This window comes from Nonomuraea endophytica (genome assembly GCF_014203235.1).
GTDB classification, from domain to species: Bacteria; Actinomycetota; Actinomycetes; order Streptosporangiales; family Streptosporangiaceae; genus Nonomuraea; species Nonomuraea endophytica.
In genome coordinates, this window is record NZ_JACHIN010000031.1 from 25,876 (window position 1) to 47,038 (window position 21,163).

General features: G+C 68.9%; 19 protein-coding genes and 1 pseudogene. 9 read left to right on the forward strand and 11 right to left on the reverse strand.

Going from position 1 to position 21,163, the window contains the following annotated elements; genetic code table 11:
- Positions 1–149: 149 nt before the first annotated feature.
- Together HNR40_RS57750 and HNR40_RS52475 are read right to left on the reverse strand one after the other, a co-directional pair.
- Positions 150–848 (reverse strand): GAF and ANTAR domain-containing protein, encoded by a 699-nt coding sequence (locus HNR40_RS57750; RefSeq protein WP_184976284.1) that lies wholly within the window; start codon positions 846–848, stop codon positions 150–152.
- A 78-nt stretch (positions 849–926) separates the two neighbouring features.
- Positions 927–1,685, reverse strand: a complete 759-nt coding sequence (locus HNR40_RS52475) for a GAF and ANTAR domain-containing protein (protein WP_184976286.1) — start codon at positions 1,683–1,685, stop codon at positions 927–929.
- Between the two features lie 916 nt (positions 1,686–2,601).
- Between HNR40_RS52475 and HNR40_RS52480 the strand changes: the two genes are divergently transcribed.
- The 3 genes from HNR40_RS52480 (at position 2,602) to HNR40_RS52490 (ending at position 6,061) form a co-directional block, all read left to right on the forward strand.
- Positions 2,602–2,952 (forward strand): hypothetical protein, encoded by a 351-nt coding sequence (locus tag HNR40_RS52480; protein ID WP_184976288.1) that lies wholly within the window; start codon positions 2,602–2,604, stop codon positions 2,950–2,952.
- Between the two features lie 200 nt (positions 2,953–3,152).
- The gene (locus HNR40_RS52485; protein WP_221341907.1) at positions 3,153–4,433 is read left to right on the forward strand and encodes a PP2C family protein-serine/threonine phosphatase; all 1,281 of its coding nucleotides are present in this window, start codon (positions 3,153–3,155) and stop codon (positions 4,431–4,433) included.
- Between the two features lie 770 nt (positions 4,434–5,203).
- Complete coding sequence (locus HNR40_RS52490; RefSeq protein WP_184976290.1) at positions 5,204–6,061, forward strand: NAD(P)H-binding protein; 858 nt, start codon at positions 5,204–5,206, stop codon at positions 6,059–6,061.
- Positions 6,062–6,886: 825 nt separating this feature from the next.
- Here HNR40_RS52490 and HNR40_RS52495 read toward each other — a convergent pair.
- Complete coding sequence (locus HNR40_RS52495; protein WP_184976292.1) at positions 6,887–8,350, reverse strand: MFS transporter; 1,464 nt, start codon at positions 8,348–8,350, stop codon at positions 6,887–6,889.
- A gap of 1,079 nt (positions 8,351–9,429) precedes the next feature.
- Here HNR40_RS52495 and HNR40_RS52500 point away from each other — a divergent pair.
- From HNR40_RS52500 to HNR40_RS52510, 3 genes are all read left to right on the forward strand, one after another.
- Positions 9,430–9,828 (forward strand): hypothetical protein, encoded by a 399-nt coding sequence (locus HNR40_RS52500; protein WP_184976294.1) that lies wholly within the window; start codon positions 9,430–9,432, stop codon positions 9,826–9,828.
- Between the two features lie 15 nt (positions 9,829–9,843).
- Entirely contained in the window at positions 9,844–10,308 is a 465-nt protein-coding gene (locus HNR40_RS52505; protein WP_184976296.1) for an SRPBCC family protein, read from the forward strand.
- 99 nt (positions 10,309–10,407) lie between these two features.
- The gene (locus tag HNR40_RS52510) at positions 10,408–11,286 is read left to right on the forward strand and encodes a MerR family transcriptional regulator (RefSeq protein ID WP_184976298.1); all 879 of its coding nucleotides are present in this window, start codon (positions 10,408–10,410) and stop codon (positions 11,284–11,286) included.
- A 23-nt stretch (positions 11,287–11,309) separates the two neighbouring features.
- Here HNR40_RS52510 and HNR40_RS52515 read toward each other — a convergent pair whose 3' ends face one another.
- The 4 genes and pseudogenes from HNR40_RS52515 to HNR40_RS52525 form a co-directional block, all read right to left on the reverse strand.
- On the reverse strand, positions 11,310–11,690 hold the full coding sequence (locus tag HNR40_RS52515) for a glutamate-cysteine ligase family protein (RefSeq protein ID WP_246510890.1): 381 nt from the start codon (positions 11,688–11,690) through the stop codon (positions 11,310–11,312).
- Positions 11,691–11,770: 80 nt separating this feature from the next.
- Positions 11,771–11,818, reverse strand: a pseudogene (locus HNR40_RS58090) (hypothetical protein); the annotation flags it as partial.
- A 52-nt stretch (positions 11,819–11,870) separates the two neighbouring features.
- Positions 11,871–12,293: a hypothetical protein gene (locus HNR40_RS52520; RefSeq protein WP_184976301.1), complete on the reverse strand. Its 423-nt coding sequence runs from the start codon at positions 12,291–12,293 to the stop codon at positions 11,871–11,873.
- Between the two features lie 223 nt (positions 12,294–12,516).
- Complete coding sequence (locus HNR40_RS52525; protein ID WP_246510891.1) at positions 12,517–12,846, reverse strand: DUF2188 domain-containing protein; 330 nt, start codon at positions 12,844–12,846, stop codon at positions 12,517–12,519.
- Between the two features lie 490 nt (positions 12,847–13,336).
- Between HNR40_RS52525 and HNR40_RS52530 the strand changes: the two genes are divergently transcribed.
- Positions 13,337–15,637 (forward strand): phosphoketolase family protein, encoded by a 2,301-nt coding sequence (locus tag HNR40_RS52530; RefSeq protein ID WP_184976303.1) that lies wholly within the window; start codon positions 13,337–13,339, stop codon positions 15,635–15,637.
- On the opposite strand, the gene HNR40_RS52535 is transcribed toward HNR40_RS52530, so the two are convergent.
- Complete coding sequence (locus tag HNR40_RS52535) at positions 15,612–16,727, reverse strand: acetate/propionate family kinase (protein ID WP_312896874.1); 1,116 nt, start codon at positions 16,725–16,727, stop codon at positions 15,612–15,614. The genes HNR40_RS52530 and HNR40_RS52535 overlap by 26 nt on opposite strands.
- Positions 16,728–16,897: 170 nt before the next feature.
- Positions 16,898–17,245, reverse strand: a complete 348-nt coding sequence (locus HNR40_RS52540) for a PRC-barrel domain-containing protein (protein WP_184976306.1) — start codon at positions 17,243–17,245, stop codon at positions 16,898–16,900.
- 361 nt (positions 17,246–17,606) lie between these two features.
- On the opposite strand from HNR40_RS52540, the gene HNR40_RS52545 reads away from it, so the two are divergent.
- On the forward strand, positions 17,607–18,566 hold the full coding sequence (locus tag HNR40_RS52545) for a TIGR03557 family F420-dependent LLM class oxidoreductase (RefSeq protein ID WP_184976308.1): 960 nt from the start codon (positions 17,607–17,609) through the stop codon (positions 18,564–18,566).
- Positions 18,567–18,839: 273 nt separating this feature from the next.
- Here the strand turns inward: HNR40_RS52545 and HNR40_RS52550 are convergent, their stop codons facing one another.
- Positions 18,840–20,156 (reverse strand): serine/threonine-protein kinase, encoded by a 1,317-nt coding sequence (locus HNR40_RS52550; RefSeq protein WP_184976310.1) that lies wholly within the window; start codon positions 20,154–20,156, stop codon positions 18,840–18,842.
- A 278-nt stretch (positions 20,157–20,434) separates the two neighbouring features.
- On the opposite strand from HNR40_RS52550, the gene HNR40_RS52555 reads away from it, so the two are divergent.
- Positions 20,435–20,644 (forward strand): MmyB family transcriptional regulator, encoded by a 210-nt coding sequence (locus HNR40_RS52555; protein WP_184976312.1) that lies wholly within the window; start codon positions 20,435–20,437, stop codon positions 20,642–20,644.
- A gap of 88 nt (positions 20,645–20,732) precedes the next feature.
- On the opposite strand, the gene HNR40_RS52560 is transcribed toward HNR40_RS52555, so the two are convergent.
- Complete coding sequence (locus tag HNR40_RS52560) at positions 20,733–21,053, reverse strand: helix-turn-helix transcriptional regulator (protein ID WP_184976314.1); 321 nt, start codon at positions 21,051–21,053, stop codon at positions 20,733–20,735.
- Positions 21,054–21,163 lie beyond the last annotated feature (110 nt).

The window sequence follows — 21,163 nt, forward strand, 5'->3', positions numbered from 1 at the left end:
GACCTCGACCTCTACAAACGGCGAAACGTCGTCGAACGCCGCTTCAACCGGCTCAAGCAGTTCCGCAGCCTTTGGCCACCCGCTACGACAAGATCGCGACTTCCTGCACCGCAGTGGTCACCGTCGCGTCGCTCCTGCTCCGGCTGTGATCATTTGAAGACGCTGCCTAGGTGGAGGCGGTGGTGGATGACGTCGTGGGCGACGTCGAGGATGGGGCGGTCGTTGGTGTAGGCGTAGGCGCGTAGGCGGGCCAGGGCGTCGGTGAGGGAGACGCCAAGGCGGTAGCTGAGGGCGCCGGTTGCCTGGTGGATCAGAGCGCGGTGCAGGGGTAGCGGGTCGTTGCTGCCGATGTCGTGGACACCGTCGGGGGTGAGGAGGATGACGGTGGCGGCCTCGGCGAGGGCGAGGGCATCGGTCATCTGGGCGCGGTGTAGGGGGCCGGGGGTGCCACGGCGGCCGGTGAGTACTCCGAGCCGGATGACGCCCAGGTGGAGCGGCAGGGCGAAGACCGCGCGAACGGGATGGTCGTGGAGGGCGGGCAGAAGGGCGGGCCAGCGGGTTTCGGGCATGGCGTGCAGGTCGGGCACGATCGTGGGCCGGCCGGTGTGGGCGGCATCCAGGGTGGGGCCTTCTCCCAAGGTGTACTGCAGGTCGTCCAGGGCGATGCCGGGGGTGTCGGCAGGGTCGGACCAGACGAGTTCGAGGCCGGAGTGGTTGATCAGGGAGATGGTCAGGCCGTCGAGGGCCAGTGCCGCCGCGCACCGCGCGGGCGGCAGTGCTCCCAATCCTTGGGCGCTTTGGGAGGCGGCGGCGAGAAGTGCGGCGAGATCTGACGCGGTTGTGGACACGACGTGGCCTCCTTAGCTGGATGAGACGGAATGAGGTGGAGGGGGCGGCGCACCGGGAAGAGGGCGGTGGCGCAAGGATCAGACATCAGGGCGAGGGGCGGCGGGAATGGCGAACAGTTCGGTGCCTGCGCTGCCCTGCATGACCTGCTCGCAGAGCAGGGTCAGCGACCGTTGATGGGCGCGGGCGTGGGCACGGATCCGCGCGAAGGCGTCCTCGGGCGAGATGCTCAGGCGGGCGACCAGGTATCCCTTGGCCTGTTCGATCACGATCCGGCTGTTGAGCGCCGTCTGCAGTTGCCCGACCCGTTCAGCCTGGTCGTTGGCGAGTCGCTGGTGCAAGATCCCGATGGTTGCCGCGTCGGCGAGCGCCTGTCCCAGGCGCACGCTGGCCGGATCCAGCGCATCGGGGTGGATGTGGAAGAGGTTCAGCGACCCGATGCTCTCCTCCCGCAGGCGCAGGGGAACCGCGGCCACGGTGCCGAACCCGGCATCGCGGGCAGCCTGGCTGAAGCGCGGCCAGCGTTCACGAGCCGCTGGCCCGCTCAGATCCATTGGGCCGATGCTTTCGTGCTGGTAGCAGCAGTCCCGGCACGGGCCCTCGTCGAAGTCCAGTTGCACCTGTTCCAGTTGGTGCACGCTTCCGGTGGAGGCGGTGACGTCCACCAGCCGCCCGTGAGCGTCGATCATGACCACTCCGGCCGCCGCCACGTTCAGCAGATTGACCACATGATCGGTCAGAACGTGCAGGAAGTCGATCAAGTAGAAGCCGCCGGTCAGGGTGTCGGCCAGGTCCAGGAACGCTCGTGCCAGCCGTTCGTCTCGCTCCGGTTGCGCCATTGCGATCACCTCACCGCATCCGACCAGGACGCCCCTTCAACGACCGACAGAGCGTCGGGAAACGCACCGCACTGTCATCATCCGCCGCTCGGCCCCGAGCCGGAAGGCTCACCACACCAATCCAGCCTTCGAGAGGGCCCATGGAAATCCATCGCAGCGACTCCCCCATAGTGCTGGGCGTATGACGCCGATCGCTGACGTCGACGCGTCGGCGTGGATCTCATAGTCGGCGCCGCCCACCTGATCGAACCGAACGCTCCAGCGGCGGCCACCGCCGCTACTCCCGCCGACCGTGCCTGGCCGCGCGCGCCCGTGACCTCGTTGACCAGGGTACGCCCGTGGAAGCCGCCTGCCGCATCGTCGTCTTGGAAGACCAACTCGCCGAGGCGCTGCACATCAACGCCGCCTACGAAAACGAACGCCAACCCGGACACACCACCGGAAACTGGCCCCGGCGGCTTCGTCACCCTGCGGCCTGGCCGTCGACCGCGCCGACCAGGCCACACCGCATCCCGCCCATCAACCGCAGATCCCGAAGTCTCCTGCCTCACGCTGAGGGCCCGCACGCCCGATCTGCCACCACACCCTCAACCAAAGGTGTGCCGCGCGGACACAGGGGTCGTCGGCCGGCCCGTACCACCCGCATTCAGGTGGCACCCGCCTGCCGGGGGCAAAAGTGGTCCCCACAGCCAGCAGCGCGGCTGTGCCCCTCCAAACACCCTCGATTCATCGGCCCAGTAGGGCAGCGATCCTCTCGGGTGGCCGGTCGGCGGGGTCCAATGAAGGGGTGACCAGACGACGCTTACGACACGCAGTCGGCCCTCTCCTCCTGCGGACAAGGGTGGCTGCGAGATGGCTGTGGCAGGGGGCTCGCAAGTACTTCCTGCTCACGCTGGCTGCTTGGATTCTCACTCTGATGCTGGCGCAGATTCTCTACGCGGTACACGGCCGTGTGCCCGTGTTCATCGTGTGGGTCTTCCTGGTCGAGTTCGTGGCTTTGGGTGCTTTCGCGGCACGCTTTGCGAACTGGTACCAGTATCTGCGCCTGGGATGGGCCGCTGATAGGCGAGCGAAGGAAGAAGCCGTGCGAGGGCCTCTCAGCAGCAAGATCGAAGAGCTTCAGCAACAGGTCAAGGACCTCCAGGCCGCGCTCGTTGACCAAGGCAAGCGGGCAGCGCAGGAGCAGGTGAAGCTGGCGTGGATGTTCTACCTGCTCGGGGCAGCCACCTCGATCCCGATCGGCATCTTCGTCAACCACATCAGCTGACCCGCGCCACCGGCCAACGGGAATGATTGGGCCGACTGCTGGTCCGGGCCGAACTGCGCGTACATTCCAGGCCCTGACGGGATGGCCGGCTGGGCTGTCCGATGTCCGGGCAAACGCTGCGACAGTGGTAGGGCACGTGGGCGGTCGTCTGGGCCGGAAAGATCGCCGGTGAGCCCTCTTGGTGAAGGAGTGGGAGTGTCATGGCTGAGATGAGCGGCCTGGAGCAGATGCTGACCGGCTTGCTGGATGCCAGTCACACGACAACGCTGGATGACCTTCCCGACTTGGTGGCCGGCCACGCCGCTCAAGCCGGCCTGGACCAGGTCGTGATCTATGTGGCCGACCTGCAGCAGAACGTCTTACGCCCGATGACGGCGACCAGCCACGCCGCTTCGTCCGCGCATCAGCCAGTCCGTCGGCGACCGCCCGGCGGGAACGGCGGCCATGATGGCGAGTTGCGGATCGATACCACGCTGGCCGGACGTGTCTTCCAGGAGGTGCGGCCCTTGTCACAGCGCGGCGAGGACGGGCGGCAGCTGTGGTGGCTGCCGCTGCTGAACGGCACCGAAAGGCTCGGCGTGCTGCAACTGCCCGGCCCGGAGAGCGAACCCCCGCCGGTCGGCCGCCACCTGGCGTCGCTGCTGGCGTTGTTGCTGGTCAGCCATCGCACCAACAGTGACACCTACCCCAGGCTGGTGCGCTCACGGACGATGAACGTCGCCGCCGAGATGCAGTGGCGGCTGATTCCACCACTGACCTGTGTCACCCCGCGGGTGACCATCGGGGCGGCGATGGAACCGGCTTATGAGATCGGCGGAGACACCTTCGACTACGCCTTCCGTGGCGACAGCCTGCATCTGGCCATCTTCGACGCCGAAGGCCACGACCTGAGGGCGGCCCTGACCGCCAATCTGGCCATGGCCTCCTGCCGCAACCATCGCCGCCAGGACATGGACCTGGCCGCCAACAGCACGGCCATCGAACAGGTGCTGATCGAGGAGTTCGGCCGCACCACCCGCTACGTCACCGCCGTCATGGCCACCCTCGACCTGCGCGACGGGACGCTCACCTGGATCAACCGCGGCCATCCGCCACCCGTGCTCATCCGCGGCGGCCGGTGGAGCACCACCATGAGCGGCCCGCCCTCCCACCCCATGGGCATGAATCTGGACATGCCCGTCACCGTGTACCGCGAACAACTCGAACCGGGCGACCGGCTGCTGCTCTACACCGACGGCATCATCGAAGCCGGCGGCGCGCGCGGCCGCGAGTTCGGGCTGGCCCGGTTCGTGGACTTCATCATCCGCCACCACAGCGACAACCTGCCCGTCCCCGAAACCCTCCGCCGCCTCATCTTCAGCATCCTCGACCACCACGACGGCGGCCTCGGTGACGACGCCACCGTCCTGCTCACCGAATGGCGAGCCGGCGCCGAGGAGCAGATGCTGGCCCACACCACAGGCCCGCTGCCATCCTCGTGAGGCTCGATGGCGCTGCTGCGGGCGAGAGCCCAGGCACGCCAAACAGGCGCCCGGATGGAAGGCCGGTCACACCACACGCCTATGGCGAGCTGTGCAGATCGCGCTCGGAGAACATGCCGATCAGCCGGCGCGCCGGCATGCCGACATCGGTGGGACAGCGCAAACGCTGGTCGGCATTGAGGTGGTAGCGGTTACGGCGGCCGATCCGCTCACGGGTGAGGTATCCCGCCGAGTGCGGGCAATCTCCACCCGCACGCGGGCACGGTGGATGAGAAGCGTCCAGCCAGACGCGACACGATCGAGCGGATCAACGCTCACCGCCCCACCTTCCAGCCGTCTCGGCGGACGGCTTCGGTTCCGTGTCGTTCACTCTCCACGAACGTGAAGCAGCTTTCACGTAACACCCCGCCGAGGTTACGGTGGTCACAGGCAGGCAGTCCCGTCATACCGCGGGCTGCTGGGCCCCAGACAGCCCCGTACGTCACAGCCAGGTTCGGTGGGCGGCCTGGCACGCTCACCAATCTCGGCCTGGTGTTGTGCATCGGTGCTCGCGGCGACCGGGCCAACGGCCTGAGCGGTCGCGGACGGCCCACCGGTGGGCTCCGGCCGCCTGTGGGCGACGAGGTGGTGCCCGCCATCGGTTGAGTCTCTGCCCGGGCGGCCACGAACACCCACGTGGGAACGTTCCATATGCGAGGCCTGCCGGACCTGTCCTACCGTCTTCGGCAGCGGGCCCGCACCCATCGTTGGTTTCCACAGAGAGGTTCTCCATGACCATTCTTGTGACAGGAGCGACCGGCACCGTGGGCAGGCACGTGGTCGATAGGCTCGTCGCGGCCGGACGGCCCGTCCGGGCGCTCACCCGCAACCCCGAGAACGCCGGGCTGTCCGTCGGCGTCGATGTCGTCCAGGGCGACCTGAACCGTCCGGGCGACCTTTCGTTCGACGGGGTGCGAGGCGTGTTCCTCATCGCCGGCCTCTTCGACCCAGATCATGCGACCGACCTGGCACGAGTCTTCGTCAACCGCGCCGTGGCGGCCGGGGTGACCCGGATCGTGTGCATGTCCGGCGCTGCCGTCACGGCACGGCGAGCCGGGAGCTTCGAGATGCTGCACGCAGTGGAACAGGTCGTCGAGGAGTCCGGGGCGACCTGGACCCACGTGCGGCCCGGCGAGTTCGCCGTCAACAAGCTCGATGTCTGGGGTGAGTCCATCCGCAAGGAGGACATGGTCCGCAACGCCTACCCTGACGGCGTCGGCGTCCCCATCCACGAGAAGGACATCGCCGAGGTCGTGGCGATCGCTCTGCTGCGGGACGGCCACGGGGGCCAGGCCTACGACCTGACCGGGCCCGAGGCGCTCACTCATCGGCAGCAGGCGGAGACGATCGGCGCCGGGCTCGGCCGCCCGATCGCGTTCGAGGGGCTGACGTTCGGGCAGGCCCGCCAGGCCTACATCGAGGCCGGGATCCCCATGGAGATCGCCGAATACGTCCTGTGCTACCAGGCCGAGTACGCCGACGAGCCCCCGCAGGTCTCACCCACCTTCGAGCAGGTCACCAGCAGGAAGGGCCGCACGCTCGCACAGTGGGCGGCCGACCACGCCGACGAATTGGCCCCGGCCACCTGACGTCCGACGACATGAGGCGGGCGGTGCCGCCAGGCCCCGCCCGCCGCACCTTTCCCGCTATGAGGGCCGCCGCCCTGCCCGTGATCCCCCACCCGTGACAGTGCGCCATCGTTTCCCAGCCGGCAGTGCATGTGTCAGAACCCACGGATCGCCGCACTTCTCAGTTTCGGGGTGCTGGAGCCACCTGCGGCCCCAAGGGGTGGGCCAGCCATCGGGTGGCTTCAGCGTTGCTGAGTCCCACATCTGGTGCGCGTTCGCGTGTACCGGGTGGTGCACTCCCACATGCACGCCGACACGGCGCACGCCGGATGAGCGGGTCGGATGAGCGGGTCGGTGGAGCCCGTCCCGGCCGAACGCGCAGCCGAGGTCATCGCCGGCGGATGGCGGCCCGGCGGCCACGCTTCGTAGTCTGTCCGAGCGCCCGAGGCCGCTGGAGCGGGACGCCTCGCCGTTCACCAGCTCGGTGCCGCGTGAGCGCGCGCTGGGTGGAGCGGGTGCGGGCTCCGGTCGGACATCGACCCGGCGACCGTGTTCGAACCGGGCCTGCGCGACGCGGGCTGACTCCTACGCAACGTTCTCGCCTCGGCGGGATACCGTGCGCTTCGCCATGATGCACCTGAACGGCGTGCGTCGCTGGCATTCCTGTAGGGAAATCCTGTCGTCCGGAGCGGTGTTTCATCGCCCAGTGTCCGGTTCCCGGGCTGTTCGGGGCTGGTAGAAGGCTTGTCGGGAAACCTTCTCATGCCGACAGGCTGTGAGCGTACCGCCCCAAGAATCATTTGTCCTTGGGGCGGGAACCACGCTCGACCGGGGCGCGAGGCTGACTCAGCCGGCCTGCCTGTTGGCCTGCTTGGGCAGGCAGAACATCAGGGCCCACATCAGGGCGAGGACGCTGCCGACCCACCACAGCACGGTGATGAACGCGTCGCGGTTGAGCCCGGCGTCGGGTGAGCCGTCGGTGGTGGCGAAGAACACCAGGGCGGTCAGCGCGGTACCGAGGGCGATGCCCAGGTGCATGGCGGTGTTGAACAGGCCCGAGCCGGCCCCGGCAGCCTCGTGCGGGACCTTGGCCAGCGACATGTCGGCGAGCGGGCCGCCGACCATGCCAAGGCCGAAGCCGATCATTACCACCGGAATGGTCAGGCCCCCCTGACCTGCGTCGGCCTGGAGTCCGTAGGCGGCCATCGCAGCGATGGTGACGAGGGCTCCGGTCTGGGGCAGGCGGCGGGCGAAGCGCCCGGCGCTCTTCGCCGCGATCGTCGCGCCGGCAAGCTCTCCCAGGGAGAGCAGGACGAAGGCGAGGGCCGCGTGAAAGGGGCTCATGCTCAGTCCGCGCTGGAGGTAGAGGGTCCAGGTCATGAAGAACAGCCCGCACAGCAGGCCGTGCATCAGCTGCGCGGCCAGGCCGCCAGAGAACTGGCGCCCCTGGAAGAGGGACAGCGGCACGAGGGGTGCGTTGTTCTGCTTGCGCTGCTGGTGGCGCAGGAAGACTCCGAGCGCGAGGAGTCCTGCACCAAGCAGGGCGAAGCACCACAGCGGCCAGTGATGGAGGTGCTTCTCGGTGAGAGGGAAGATGATCATGACGATGGCCAGTGCGGACAGCAGCATGCCGGTCAGGTCGGGCCGGTCGGCCTTCGGGACGGTCGACTCGGGGATGAACCTGCGTCCCAGGAGGATCACGGCGAGGCCGACGGGCACGTTGATCAGGAAGATCGGCCGCCAGGACAGGCCGAACACATCGGCCTCGGTGAGCAGTCCGCCCATCACCGGGCCCAGGACGCTGGCGAGGGACAGGACGGCCCCGTACAAGCCAAACGCTTTGCTGCGGTTCTGGCCCTCGAAGGTGACATGGAGGGTGGCCAGAACCTGCGGGATCATCAGGGCCACTCCCACGCCCTGGAGCATGCGGGCGCCGATCAGTACACCGGGACCGGTGGCGAGGCCGCACAGCAGCGAGGCCGTGGTGAACACGACGGTGCCGATGAGCAGGATCCTACGCCGGCCGTAGAGGTCGCCGAGGCGCCCGCCGGTGATCAGCCCGATGGCAATGGGCAGTGAATAGCCGGTGGTCAGCCACTGCAGTGCGTCCGGTCCGGCGCCGGTCGTTTCCTGGATACGGGGCAGGGCCGTCAGCACGACTGATTGGTCGAGGATATCCATGAGCTCGGCGGTCAGCAGCACCGAGAGGGCGACCCGGGCGGCCAAGGTCATCTTCGACGGCCCAGGTGCTGGGTGGTCTGGATTCTGGGTGGTGGGCTGCTGCTCGTCGCCGAGAGCGGAAGAAGACACGACGGAACTCCTGATCCAAAGGAATCGGGGAGACCTGCCGACAGCCGCACCGGGGCCGGAAAACCCCAAACCCGGGCAGACGGCAGAGCTGCACCTGGGACGGAAATCTGCGGGGAAGGGTGACGCAACTCAGGCCAGCGCGACGTCCGCCCCGAACGCGTGCGACACAACAGCACGCGGGGACCACGGACGACTACATGGCCTGGTTAATAGGACGTCACCTCAAGATCGACACAGAAGGAACAGGAAGTCTGATGCTGCCGCCGATGTCTACCGCGCAGCAACCTCGCCACGATACGACACCTTCAGCACCTATCCACACAGCAGATGGCGCGTCCGGCTCCACGCGACTGGCTTTGATCGTGAGTGCTGCTTGCCGAACGGCACGCCGGCCAGGTGCGACTGCTCGATGAACACCCGCGCCGGGCCACGCCCGGCCTCGACCCGTCTCCGGCTTCCGCTTGGCGACGTAGGCGCGCACGACCTGGTAGGACATGTCGTCCATCGCGTGCTCGTCGATCGACCGGCGATAGATCCGGACCCGGGTGACGCTGCTTCCTCGGCGCATCCAGATCAGCCAGCGGCATCTGGTCGATCACCGGCTTGAAGGCATCCGGCTTGGAACGGCGAGGCGCGTACGGTTCAGCGCGGCATACAACTCGACCTTCGACTGACCAGGCGGCATCGGGGGTGCTCCTTTACTGAGCACATCCAGCTTGACACCGCAACCCCGATGGTGACGTCAGAATTCGCGAACAACTTACGTCACCAACTACCGGCAGAACCGCCGCGACCGTGTCAACACGACGGCCATGAAGACCTATTTGGCGGCTGGGGACATGTTCGGTTGCGACATGAGGTCGCACGTTTTCAGTGGTCACGAGGAAGGTGGCCCGGGACGAACCCGAGGATGCCGCCGACCAGGAGTGCTGCCCATCGGACCGGGCTGCGCCCGCGTGTCGCGCGGCCCATGGTATGTGCCTCTCCGGGAGACGACGGCCAGGGCGTACGCCCGCGGCTAGCCGTACTGCGTCGTTTATGCGTCGTTTAGCGCCGTTGCTGAGGGCAGGCGTGAGGTTATGACGCTGCTGCCGCGCATTCTCGGCGCGATCACCGTGCTCTATTCGGCCGCGATCATCGTGCGGCCCAGGCTCCTGGCCGGGCCGTGCGACCTGGTCGACAAGGCGGGTGAGCCACTGCCCGGCGTCTCGACGCTGATCGCTGCGGTGGGCGCGCGTGATCTGGCCATCGGCGCGGCCATGGTGGCCGCACCCGAGGGAGTGGCGTTGCGCACGGCCATCGCCGCGCGGGTGGCATCGGATCTGAGCGATGCCGCGGTGTTCGGCAGCACGTTGCCCACCCGCGGCGCCCGCACGCGGATCGGCGTCTTCGCCCTGGTCTGGGCCACGGCCTGCGCGCTGAGCATGCCGGCGTGGAGGCGCACGGCGTACGGGCGACCAATGTCCCGTCACGACTAGAAGGGAACCATCTGTATGAGCTCCATCACCGAATCCGTCGACGTCGCGGTCCCCGTCCGGACCGCCTACGACCAGTGGACCCAGTTCGAGACCTTTCCCGAGTTCATGGAGGGCGTGGAATCCATCACCCAGCAGAGCGACACCATGACCCACTGGAAGATCAAGGTCGGCGGGGTACGCCGCGAGTTCGACGCCCGCATCACCGAACAGCACCCCGACGAGCGGGTGGCCTGGGAGTCGATCGACGGCCCGCGGCACGCCGGCGTCGTCACCTTCCACCGGCTCAACGACGACCACACCCGGGTCACCCTGCAGATGGACACCGACCCCGAGGGCGTGGCCGAGAACGTCGCCGACGCCGTCGGCCTGCTCACCCACCGGGTCAAGGGCGACCTGCGGCGCTTCGGCGAGTTCATCGAAAAGCGCGGCGGGGAAACCGGCGCCTGGCGGGGCGAGGTCAACGGCCCTCACCAGAGCTGAGCCGAGCCCCTCTCGTCCGGGCCTGGGCCGATACGCCCTCCAGAGCCGGCGCATCGCCCAGGCCCCCTGCCTACCAGGGCGGGATGCCACGATAGGCAGGTGACACAGCACGTCCATCCGGCCGGGCCCGCCTTGGATCCGCCGACGTTCGCCGCCGGCGCGGTGGCGCGCCGGCTGGGCCTGCCGCTCTCCACGCTGCGCAGCTGGAACAACCGCTACGGCATCGGGCCCAGCGATCACCAGCCCGGCCGGCACCGCCGCTACACCGAAACCGACATCGCCGCCTTGATCGTCATGCAGCGGCTCATCGCCCAAGGCAGCCCGCCCGCAGCCGCCGCCCGTGCCGCCCAGGACCGGGGGCCCGGCAACGTCCCCATGGACCGCGACCTGATCGCCCGGCTCGTCGACGCCGCGCACCGGCTCGACAGCCACACCACGATCACCACGATCTGCCAGGCCCTGCACACCCACGGGGTGGTCGACACCTGGCAGCACCTGTGCATGCCCGCCCTCAACCGGGTGCAGAAGCGAGTTTCCGGCCACGGCGACTGCGTCGACGTGGAACACCTGCTGTCCTGGTCGATCACCACCAGCCTGCACCAGGCGGTCACCGCCGCCGCGGGAGCGCCGGTCGCGATGCTCGCCTGCACCGCGCGCGAACACCACAGCCTTCCGCTGGAAGCCCTCAACGCGGCCCTGGCCGAACGAGGGGTACCCGCGCTCACGCTCGGCACCGACGTGCCCGACCAGGCACTCGCCGACGCGGTCGGCCGCGCCCGGCCGAAGGTCGTGGTGTTGTGGTCGCACACGCCGGCCACCGCGTCGCTCAACGCCCTGCAGATCACCAACGGCGCATCGATCATGGTGCTCGCCGCGGGGCCAGGCTGGGCTGAGACGCCCCTGCCCGGCCGCGTCATCGCCGTGAACGATCTGCCACAGGCCATCGGCCTGATCACGGAAGGCGCGCAGAACCGCTGATATCCACCTGTACGTTGCGGGAGTCAGGAGCTTCGTCGGCGGGATCGGCGGCCGGCGGCCGGTGTCGCAGAACGGGTAGGAGCGGCTGCGCCCGGGCCGTCGAGCCCATGGCGTGCCGCGTTCCAGACCGCCGCGGCGCATACCTGATCGCTCACGTTCGGCGCCTCCCGTCCGGCGGCCAGGGCGGCTTCTGCCGTGGTGACCAGGGCCCTGGTCAGGGCCGCCTGCAGTACCGCCTCCTCGACCGTTCCTGCCGCGTCGGCCGCGCGGACCTCTACCGTCGCCAGCCCGACGCCCGGCCTGGCCAGCCAGAACGACATCGCCTCGTCCACCAGCACCCCGCGGGCCACGAGCCTGGCCGCCTGCCGGTCGTAGGCGGCCGCCGAGTCGAACCAGGGCGGCACCCCGGAACCGGGAAAGCGGACTGCTGGATGATCCGCCAGCTCGCATACCCCGAGTCTCGTCCCCGATCGAACGGGGAGTCGGCCGACAGCGCCACCAGCGTCGGCAGCCAGGGGCGCAGATGGTTCATCACCGCGACGGCCCTAGGTACGCATCATGTCTGACGTGCGCATTTGCCTCGTTCACCCGCGTGCCGGCTGGGATGACCGGAGGTGCGACCGGAGCTGCTCGGCCAGCGCGTCCGGGTCGCTGACGGTGACGGTCAGCCCCGGGTGACACAGGAGTCCGGTCGGCTCGCCGCCGCGTACCGGCTGATGGAAGGTGACGCAGAGCCCACGCCGGGTGTTGGTGCCGAAGCTCAACCCCCGGTCGGCGAGCGAGACGTGAGGTCCGATGACTTTGAGTGCGGTGTACGGTCCCGTGACCTTCGCTCCGCTCACATTGTGCAGGCCAGTTGTCAGCTGCCACGGCCCGAACCGCACCCGCAGGGCCCGCTCGGTCACGATCAGCCCGCAGTTGCCGGGCCGGATGCCCAGCAGCGAGAGTGGCCATCGATAGCGCGGGTCGAAATCGAAACCGAAACGCGCCTGCCAGGGATTTGTCATGAAGCCGAGCTGCCCACTCCACTGGCTCCAAAACGACGCGCCAACGACGCAGGCCCTCCGTCGGCCGGTGGCCACACGTCACCAATACCCTCCATCCGCCGCCCGGATCAGCGCTTTCGCACGGCAGGCGGACCGCGTCCCGCAGAGGGCACGTCTCGTTCTGGGGCCGCGCGTCCATCGTGCGGGAGCGGCCGGGCCGGGCAACGGCCTGATCGGGCGCGGCTCAGCCGGTGGGTGGGTAGGGGTCGGTGCCGGGGGTGATGGTGCGCTTGTCGCGGACCTTGCCGTCGGTGCCGTGGATGACGAGCTCTCCGCCGCCGCTGTTGTGCACGATTTCGCGGGCGCGCTCGATCGCTTCCTCCTGAGTGGCGAACACCTCACTCGCTCGCGTGGCGCCGGGCTCCAGCACCTGCCAGCCGTCCGCGTGCGGCAATACCTGACGGTCACTCATCTGCTTCTCCGATCTTTTGTACGGCGTCACTGAGCAGGCGCCGGGATGGGGGCGGCGGGGGGACGGCTTGAGCGTGCAGTTGATCACGAGAGCTCGCACCATGACCTCCTTCAATAGGAATGGGACCTACCCGGCGCAGGGCGGACAAACAGGGTCACCCTCAGAGCCGGAACGGCCAAGAGCGACAAGGGCTCTGCTGGGTCATGCGCCTGTGCCGGGCCCATGGGGTGGGCGCAGGCTCATGGCTCGTATCGCATCGGAAACGCTCGTCGAAAGGCTCGTCGACTGCGGAGTGGACACGGTCTTCGGGCTGCCGGGCGACGGCATCAACGGGATCATGGAGGGGTTGCGCCGTCACCGGGACAAGGTGCGCTTCGCCGAACCGCACTCCGGTTTCGCGCCGTGGCACAGGCGTGCCGCGGGTTCGGCGCCAAGGTCAGCAAGGTGGCCGACGTGCCGTCGGCCATCGCGCAGGCGTCGCCACCACCCTGTTCGAGGACCGCATCCGCAAGCTCGGGAAGGAGCACGGCCCACTGTGCGCCGTTCACCCCGATCGCAGGTTTGAAGCTCGTGGGTGTGGAACGCACAGGAGATGGATGAACTCGAGCGCGTCGACGCCTACTGGCGGGCGGCGAACTATCTGTCCGTGGGACAGATCTACCTTCTGGACAACCCACTGCTGACCGAACCGCTCACACCCGAGCACATCAAGCCCAGACTGCTGGGCCACTGGGGCACCACGCCGGGGCTGAACCTGTGCTTCGCCCATCTCAACCGGGTCATCCTGCAGCGCGAGCAGGACATGATGTACGTCCTCGGCCCCGGCCACGGAGGCCCGGCGGCAGTCGCCCACGCCTGGCTGGAAGGCTCCTACAGCGAGCGTTTCCCCGAGGTCACCCGCGACCTCGCGGGCATGCGCCGGTTGTTCCGGCAGTTCTCCTTCCCCGGCGGCATTCCCAGCCATGCCGCCCCCGAGACGCCCGGCTCCATCCACGAAGGCGGCGAGCTGGGATACTCTCTCGCGCACGCCTATGGTGCCGCGTTCGACAATCCCCGCCTGGTCGTGGCCTGCGTCATCGGCGACGGCGAAGCGGAGACCGGGCCCCTGGCCGGAAGCTGGCACGCCAACAAGTTCCTCAACCCTCGCCGTGACGGCGCGGTGTTGCCGATCCTGCACCTGAACGGCTACAAGATCGCCAATCCGACCGTGCTGGCCCGCATCCCCGAGAGCGATCTGCTCGACCTCATGCGCGGGTACGGCTACCGCCCGCACGTCGTGTCCGGCGACGAGCCGCGAGCCGTGCACGCACAGTTCGCCCAGACCCTGGACACCGTCTTCGACGAGATCGCCGAAGGCGGCCGGCCGCCCATGATCGTGTTGCGCACGCCCAAGGGATGGACCGGACCGGAAACGGTCGATGGACTGCGGGTCGAGGGCACCTGGCGAGCCCATCAGGTACCGCTCGGCGGCGTGCGCGACGACGACGGGCACCGCGGGCTCCTTGAGGACTGGATGCGCTCCTACCGGCCCCGGGAACTGTTCGACGCCGAAGGCCGCCCGCGGGCAAGCGTCTCGTCGATGGTGCCGGCCGGGGCGTACAGGATGAGCGCCTCTCCCCACGCCAACGGCGGCGAGCTGCTGCGTCCGCTGAGCATGCCCGACTTCCGTGACCATGCGGTGGAGGTCAAGACGCCTGGCACGACCTTCACCCAGCCGACCGCGGTCGTCGGCGCCCTGCTTCGCGATGTCATCGCCGCCAACCCGCGCACGTTCCGGTTGATGGGGCCTGATGAGGTCGACTCCAACCGGCTGTCGTCGGTGTACGAGGTGACGGCGAAGGCGTGGAACGCGGCCACCGACGAGGTGGATGAGCATCTGTCCCCGGACGGCCGGGTGATGGAGGTGCTGAGCGAGCATCTGTGCCAGGGCTGGCTGGAGGGCTACCTTCTGACCGGTAGGCACGGGCTGTTCACCTGCTACGAGGCGTTCATCCACATCGTGGACTCGATGTTCAACCAGCACGCCAAGTGGCTGGAGGCGGCCAGGAAGATCGCGTGGCGCAGCCCGGTGGCGTCGCTGACGTACCTGCTGTCGTCGCATGTGTGGCGCCAGGACCACAACGGGTTCAGCCACCAGGACCCCGGCTTTCTGGACGTGGTCATGAACAAGAAGGCCGAGGTCGTACGTGTCTACCTGCCGCCGGACGCCAACACCCTGCTCTCGGTGACCGACCACTGCCTGCGTTCGCGCGACTACGTGAACGTGATCGTGGCGGGCAAGCAACCGGTGCTCGACCTGTGGCCGATGGAAGAGGCGATCACGCACTGCGCCCGCGGCCTGGGCATCCTGCCGTGGGCGGGCACCGACGAGGGCCAAGAGCCCGACGTGGTGCTCGGCTGCGCGGGCGACGTGCCCACCCTGGAAACGCTCGCCGCGGCGGCGCTGCTGCGCGAGCACCTGCCCGACGTGCGGGTACGCGTCGTCAACGTGGTGGACCTCATGCGACTGCAGCCGCCGTCGGAGCATCCCCATGGCCTGCAGGACGCCGAGTTCGACGCGCTGTTCGGCGTGGACAAGCCGGTGATCTTCAACTTCCACGGATATCCGTGGCTGATCCACCGCCTGGTCTACCGCCGTGCGGCCCACCCCCACTTCCATGTGCGCGGTTACCGGGAGGAGGGCACGACCACGACTCCCTTCGACATGGCCATGCTCAACGACATCGATCGCTACCACCTGGTCATGGACGTGATCGACCGGGTGCCCGCTCTGGCGGCAGCCGCCGCCGGACTACGCCAGGAGATGGCCGCCGAACGGCTGCGCGCGCGGGCCCACACCCGCGCGCACGGCGAGGACCCCGCGCATATCAGCGGCTGGCGCTGGCCCTACTGACGCCGTCCGACGCCTCCAAGGCTTTCAGCGTGGTCAAGGCCAGTTGCAGTTCCTCACGGGGCTGGACGGTCAGGACGGCCACGGCCGCGTCCGGCGCGCTGATCAGCCGGTCCTGCTCGGCTTCCGTCACGACGGGCGGCCGGACACCGAGCGTTCGAAGACGGGCGCACACGCCGGCCCTGACTTCGGGCTGGTCCCAGCCGATCTCCCCGGTGAAGACGACGGCGTCGAGCCTGTCCAGGCTCGCCGTGGCGGCGGCGATCTCGCGGGCGGTGCGATGCGCGAACACCTCCAGCGCCAGCGCGGCCTCGGGCGCGGCCGACTTCACCAGATCCCGGGTGTCGCCGGACAGCCCGCCGGACAGACCGAGCAGGCCGGATTCCCGTTCGAGCCCCTGGCGTAGCTGGTCCAAGGACAGCCGCCCATCCGACAGCAGCCACATCAGCATGCCGGGATCGACGCTGCCCGAACGGGTGCTCATCGGCAGCCCTTCCAGCGGGGTGAAGCCCATCGAGGTGTCCACGCTGACCCCCTCCCGGACCGCGCACACCGACGAGCCGCCACCCAGATGGGCCAGTACGACGTGCAGGTCGGAAGGGGCACGGCCGAGGAGCGAAGCGGCACGTGGCAGAGCCCAGGCATAAGACAGGCCGTGAAAACCGTAACGTCGCAGCCCGAACCGCTCACGCCACGAGGCGGGCACCGCATAGGTGAACGCCTCCTCCGGCAACCCGGCGTGAAAGGCGGTGTCGGGACACAGCACATGCGGGACCTCCGGCAGGCTCCGCCGGGCGGCTTCGACCAGCGCCAGGGCGGGCGGCACGTGCAGAGGCGCCAGATCGGCGTGTTCACGCACCCCCGCGAGCACCTCCTCGCAAACCACCGTCGGTTGCCGTACGGCAGGCCCACCGTGCACGAGGCGATGCCCCACCGCCCCCACCGTGATGCCCGCGTCATCCAGGAAGGCACGGATCGTCTGCTGGACCGCCTCGATCTCAGGTCTCCGCTCCCGATGCTCCTTACGCAGAACCCGGCCCTCGCGGACCAGGTGAAGCTGAAGGCTGGAAGAGCCTGCGTTCACTGTCAGCACGACGTCATCCATACGCCCCCTGTGCCCCGCACGGCCTGCTCGAAGCCCTCTTCATGCCGCCCCTGTCCCAAGGGGTGCGGTCAGGATGTACGGCCGGGCATGGCGACGCCCCCGGACCGGCTGGGTCCGGGGGCGTCCCGTGCCTCGGCGTCCAGCGCCGCCCTGGCGGTCTACGCCGTCGGGTAGCGGCCGTAGTAGTCGCCGACCTGACGCTGGTAGTCGGTGTCGCGGTACGTCTTCTCGTCGTACTCCGGCGCGTCCTTGATCTCCTCCTTGGTGCGAGCGAGGTAGACCTTCTCCTCCTGCGGGTCGATCCGGGTGATGGTGCTGGCCGGCATGACGACCTTCTTGCCGAAGATCCAGAAGCCGGTGTCGACGACCAGGTAGCTGGCGCCGACCTCGTTGCTTTCCTCGTCCACCGACCCGATCTTGCCGTCGGTCGCCTCGACGTCGTAGCCGATCAGGCTCGAGGTCGGGTCGTGACCGGCGTCGTCGCGGTAGTTCCAGGTGTTGCCCATGGATATCCACTTTCGAGATAGCCGAACGTTGCGGTCGGTCTGCTACCCGCCCTGGACACGCGAAACGCCCCCTGCCGGCACATCGGCCGGCATGCGACAGGGAAAGACTTCCTCCGATGCCGGCACGACGACCTGTCGTACCTGATCGCCGAGAGCTTCCCTCCGCTACACGCGCCCGCCCGCTGCCGGCCTGCTCCGCGCACGAGCACACGTCCGCTCCCGGCAGGCTGTCCGGGAGAGCTACCGCGGCGCCGCCGTAGGTCCGCCGCCCGAGCCCACCGGCGCTGGGGTGGAGGCGCACCGCGCATAGCTGCCTTGACCAGGCAGGATTGAACAGGCAGCGTCGGGTAGGGATCTGGGCATGGCTCAGATCGGATACACGATGATGTGTGAGCAGACGCCGGCCCGGCAACTGGTCGAGGACGTCGCCACGGCGGAGGAGACCGGCTTCGACTACGCGGTCATCTCCGATCACTACTTTCCTTGGCTGGAGGAGATGGGGCACTCGCCGTACGCCTGGTCGGTGCTCGGCGCGGCCGCCCAGGTCACGCAGAACCTTCCGCTCATGACGTACGTGACCTGCCCGATCATGCGCTATCACCCGGCGGTCGTCGCGCAGAAGGCGGCCACGATGGCCGAGCTGTCCCAGGGCCGTTTCACGCTCGGCCTGGGCTCCGGTGAGAACCTCAACGAGCACGTGATCGGCCGGGGCTGGCCGTCGGCCGACACGCGGCACGCGATGTTCGCAGAAGCGCTGCGGATCATCCGGGATCTGCTGGGCGGTGGCTATGTCACCCGCCGCGGCGAGTTCTTCGACGTCGACTCGGCCAAGCTGTACGACCGGCCTGAGGCGGGTGTGCCGCTGGCGATCGCGGCCTCGGGCCCGCGCTCGCTGAGCCTGGCCACCGAGTACGGCGACGCCCTGGTGGCCGTCGACCCCGACGCCGATCTGGTCGGCGGCTTCGCCCGGCAGGGCAAGCCGGTCTACGGCCAGTTGCCGATCTGCTTCGACCCCGACCGGCAGGCCGCCGTCGAGCGGGCACACCGGCTGTGGCGCTGGTCGGTGGCGGGGTGGAAGGTGATGGCCGAACTGCCCGGCCCGGTGAACTTCGCCGCCTACGCCGACAGCGTCCGCCCCGAGGACGTGGCGGAGAAAGTGCCGTGCGGCCCGGACGTCGAGGCGGTGGTGAAGGCGGTGCGCGCCTACACCGAGGCCGGGTTCACCCACGTCGCGCTGGTCCAGATCGGCGCCGACCATCAGGACGCCTTCCTCGACTGGTCGGCCAAGGAACTCCTGCCCGCACTCCGCGAAGGTCTGTGAACTCTCCGTCGCGGCGGTCGGCTGGTACGGCGCCTGCTGGAAGGCGAGCCTAACGCTGTGGTTCGTCCAGTTCGACGGGGGCAACGGCTTCACCGCGGGTCCTTGCAGGACGGCGCCGTCGGTGTCGCGGTAGACGGCGCGGTGTTCTCCGTTGGTCTTGATGACGGTTGCCTGTCCGTCGGCCGGCCGTACCGGATCTCCACGGCGACGAAGAGCCGGGCAGCGCCAGCAACCGATCCGCGATCAACCACGCCAGCGCGTCTCGCGGCCTGATCACTTGTGCCCTTTGCCGCCGCCTTTGCCGGGCGAGCGGAGCTTGTGCCCGTGTTTGACTTTGCCGTTGTCGCCGGTGGTCTTCTTGGCCCGCCCCGGAGGCTGAGGTCTCGCTCCGGCGGGCTCTTCGGTCTGGCGCCAGGTGGCCGGAGTGCCGCGTCTGGCGGACGCGGGCTTCAGCTCCAGGACCGCGCCGGGCGAGGCGGGCGCCGTCGTGGCAGGCGTGTCGGCGAAGGGAGGTCCGGCGGCGGGAGTGTCCTTCGGCGTGCCTGACCAGGAGATGACCGCCAGCGCCCCGGCGATCAGCACGGTCACCGCCGCCGCGGGTCGCGCGTACGTGAGCCGCGTCCCGCGCGCGTGGCGCGCGGGCGCCGAAGCACGGATCGCGGTGAGACGGGAGCCGACCGGGTGGGCACAGGCCGGGGTGGGTTTGGGCGGGGGTGGGGCCACGGCGCCGGTGGTCGGTGGCTGCTCGCTGTGCGGGACGGTGATGCTGTGCAGGTGCCGGCGAGCGTCGTCGACGCCGGTACGGCGGGCCGGGTCCTTGGCCAGCAAGCCGGTCAGGAGGGGCGCGAGCGGACCGGCGCGTACGAAAGGGACTGGATCCGCGGTGAGGACGGCGCTGAGGGTCGCCAGGGCGCTGCCCTGCTCGAACGGGCAGCGGCCCTCGACCGCGGTGAACAAGGTGACGCCCAGCGACCACAGGTCGCTCTCGGCGGTCGGGGCCGCGCCGCGGGCGCGCTCCGGGGAGATGTAGGCGGGGGTGCCGACCACGATGTCGGCCTGGGTGAGGCCGTTCTGTGCGGGCGGTTCCAGGGTGGTGGCCAGGCCGAAGTCGGTCAGTACCGCGTGCCGGCCGGCGTCGGCCAGGAGGATGTTGGCCGGTTTGACGTCGCGGTGCACGATGCCCGCGGCGTGCGCCGCTTGTAGCGCCAGCAGCACCTGAAGGCCGATCCTGGCGACCTCGGCGGGTGGCAGCGGTCCTCGTTCGGCCAGGACGTCGGCCAACGTGGGGGCCGACACCAGCTGCAGCACGATCCACGGCCGCCCGTCGGCCTCCACCACGTCGTAGACGGCGGCGATGTGCGGATGCGACAACCTGGCCGCCAGACGGGCCTCGCTCATGGTACGGCCCAGCAGCGCCGCGCGTTCGCACGGCGGCCGCCGCTCCAGAATGACCTCCTTGACCGCGACCGGGCGATCGAGCAGCTCGTCGTGGCCGCGCCAGACCCTGCCCATGCCGCCGCGGCCGAGCTCGGCCTGCAGCCGGTAGCGGCCGCCCAGTACCCAATCCCCAAACCCCTGCAAACCCGGCATAGCGCACCATCTACCCGATCAACGCCCACCCATTCGGCGACCGGCGTCCGAGACCGGCCACGGCCGTTGATCTGGCTTCAGGTCCTCTCTCCGCTGCCGATCGCCCCACACAACGTCGTGAGCTCTGCACGTTCGCTGCGCAGGCAATGCGACCGGCACGAGCAAACCCGGGACCTCGCCACCTGGACCGGCGGGGCACGCGACCGTCTTGCGGCGTTCATCCCGGGCATCGAAGGCGCCCGAGCACTGTCCCCGCGTGACGACGACTTCGCCCGCTGGTGGACCGCGCACGACGTCCGGCACAAATTTCCGGCGCCACAACCTTCGACCATCCGATCGCCGGCCGTATCCCACTGGACGGGGAGTTCCTCACCGGTACGGCGGAGCCCGAGCAACAGCTCATGGTGCTGACCTCGGCTCCCGGCTCGCCCGCCGCCGAGGCTCTGCGTTTCCTCGGCTCGTGGGCACAACCTCCGCAACCGACCTGAGACGACGGCGATGCGGCCACGACTGCGGACCCTCCGCCTCCGGGCGTTGATCAGAGCCTGTCACCCGGTGCGCGTCTTCTGCCATCGGCTACGGCGAGTTGTGCAGGTCGCGCTCGGCGAACATGTCGATCAGCCGGCGGACCGGCATGTCGGCTTCGGTGGGGTAGCGGAAGTGCTGGTCGGGGTTGAGTTTGTAGTGGTTGCGGCGGCCGATCCGCTCACGGGTGAGGTAGCCGGCCTCGTGCAGGTCTTTGACGATGGTCTGCACGGTACGTTCGGTGATGCCGATGCCGGCCGCCACGTCACGTACCCGTGCTTCGGGGTCGCGGGCGATCTCCAGCAGCACGCGGGCGTGGTGGGTGAGGAAGGTCCAGCGAGGTACGACAGGTTCCGGTTGGTCAGAGCTCACGTTCTTCACGCTTCCCCGTCGTGGCGGACAGTGCCGGTTTGGTGACGTTCACTCTACTTTAAGATGAAGCGTCTTTCACGTAACGCCTTTCAGGCGTACTCTCGTCGTCA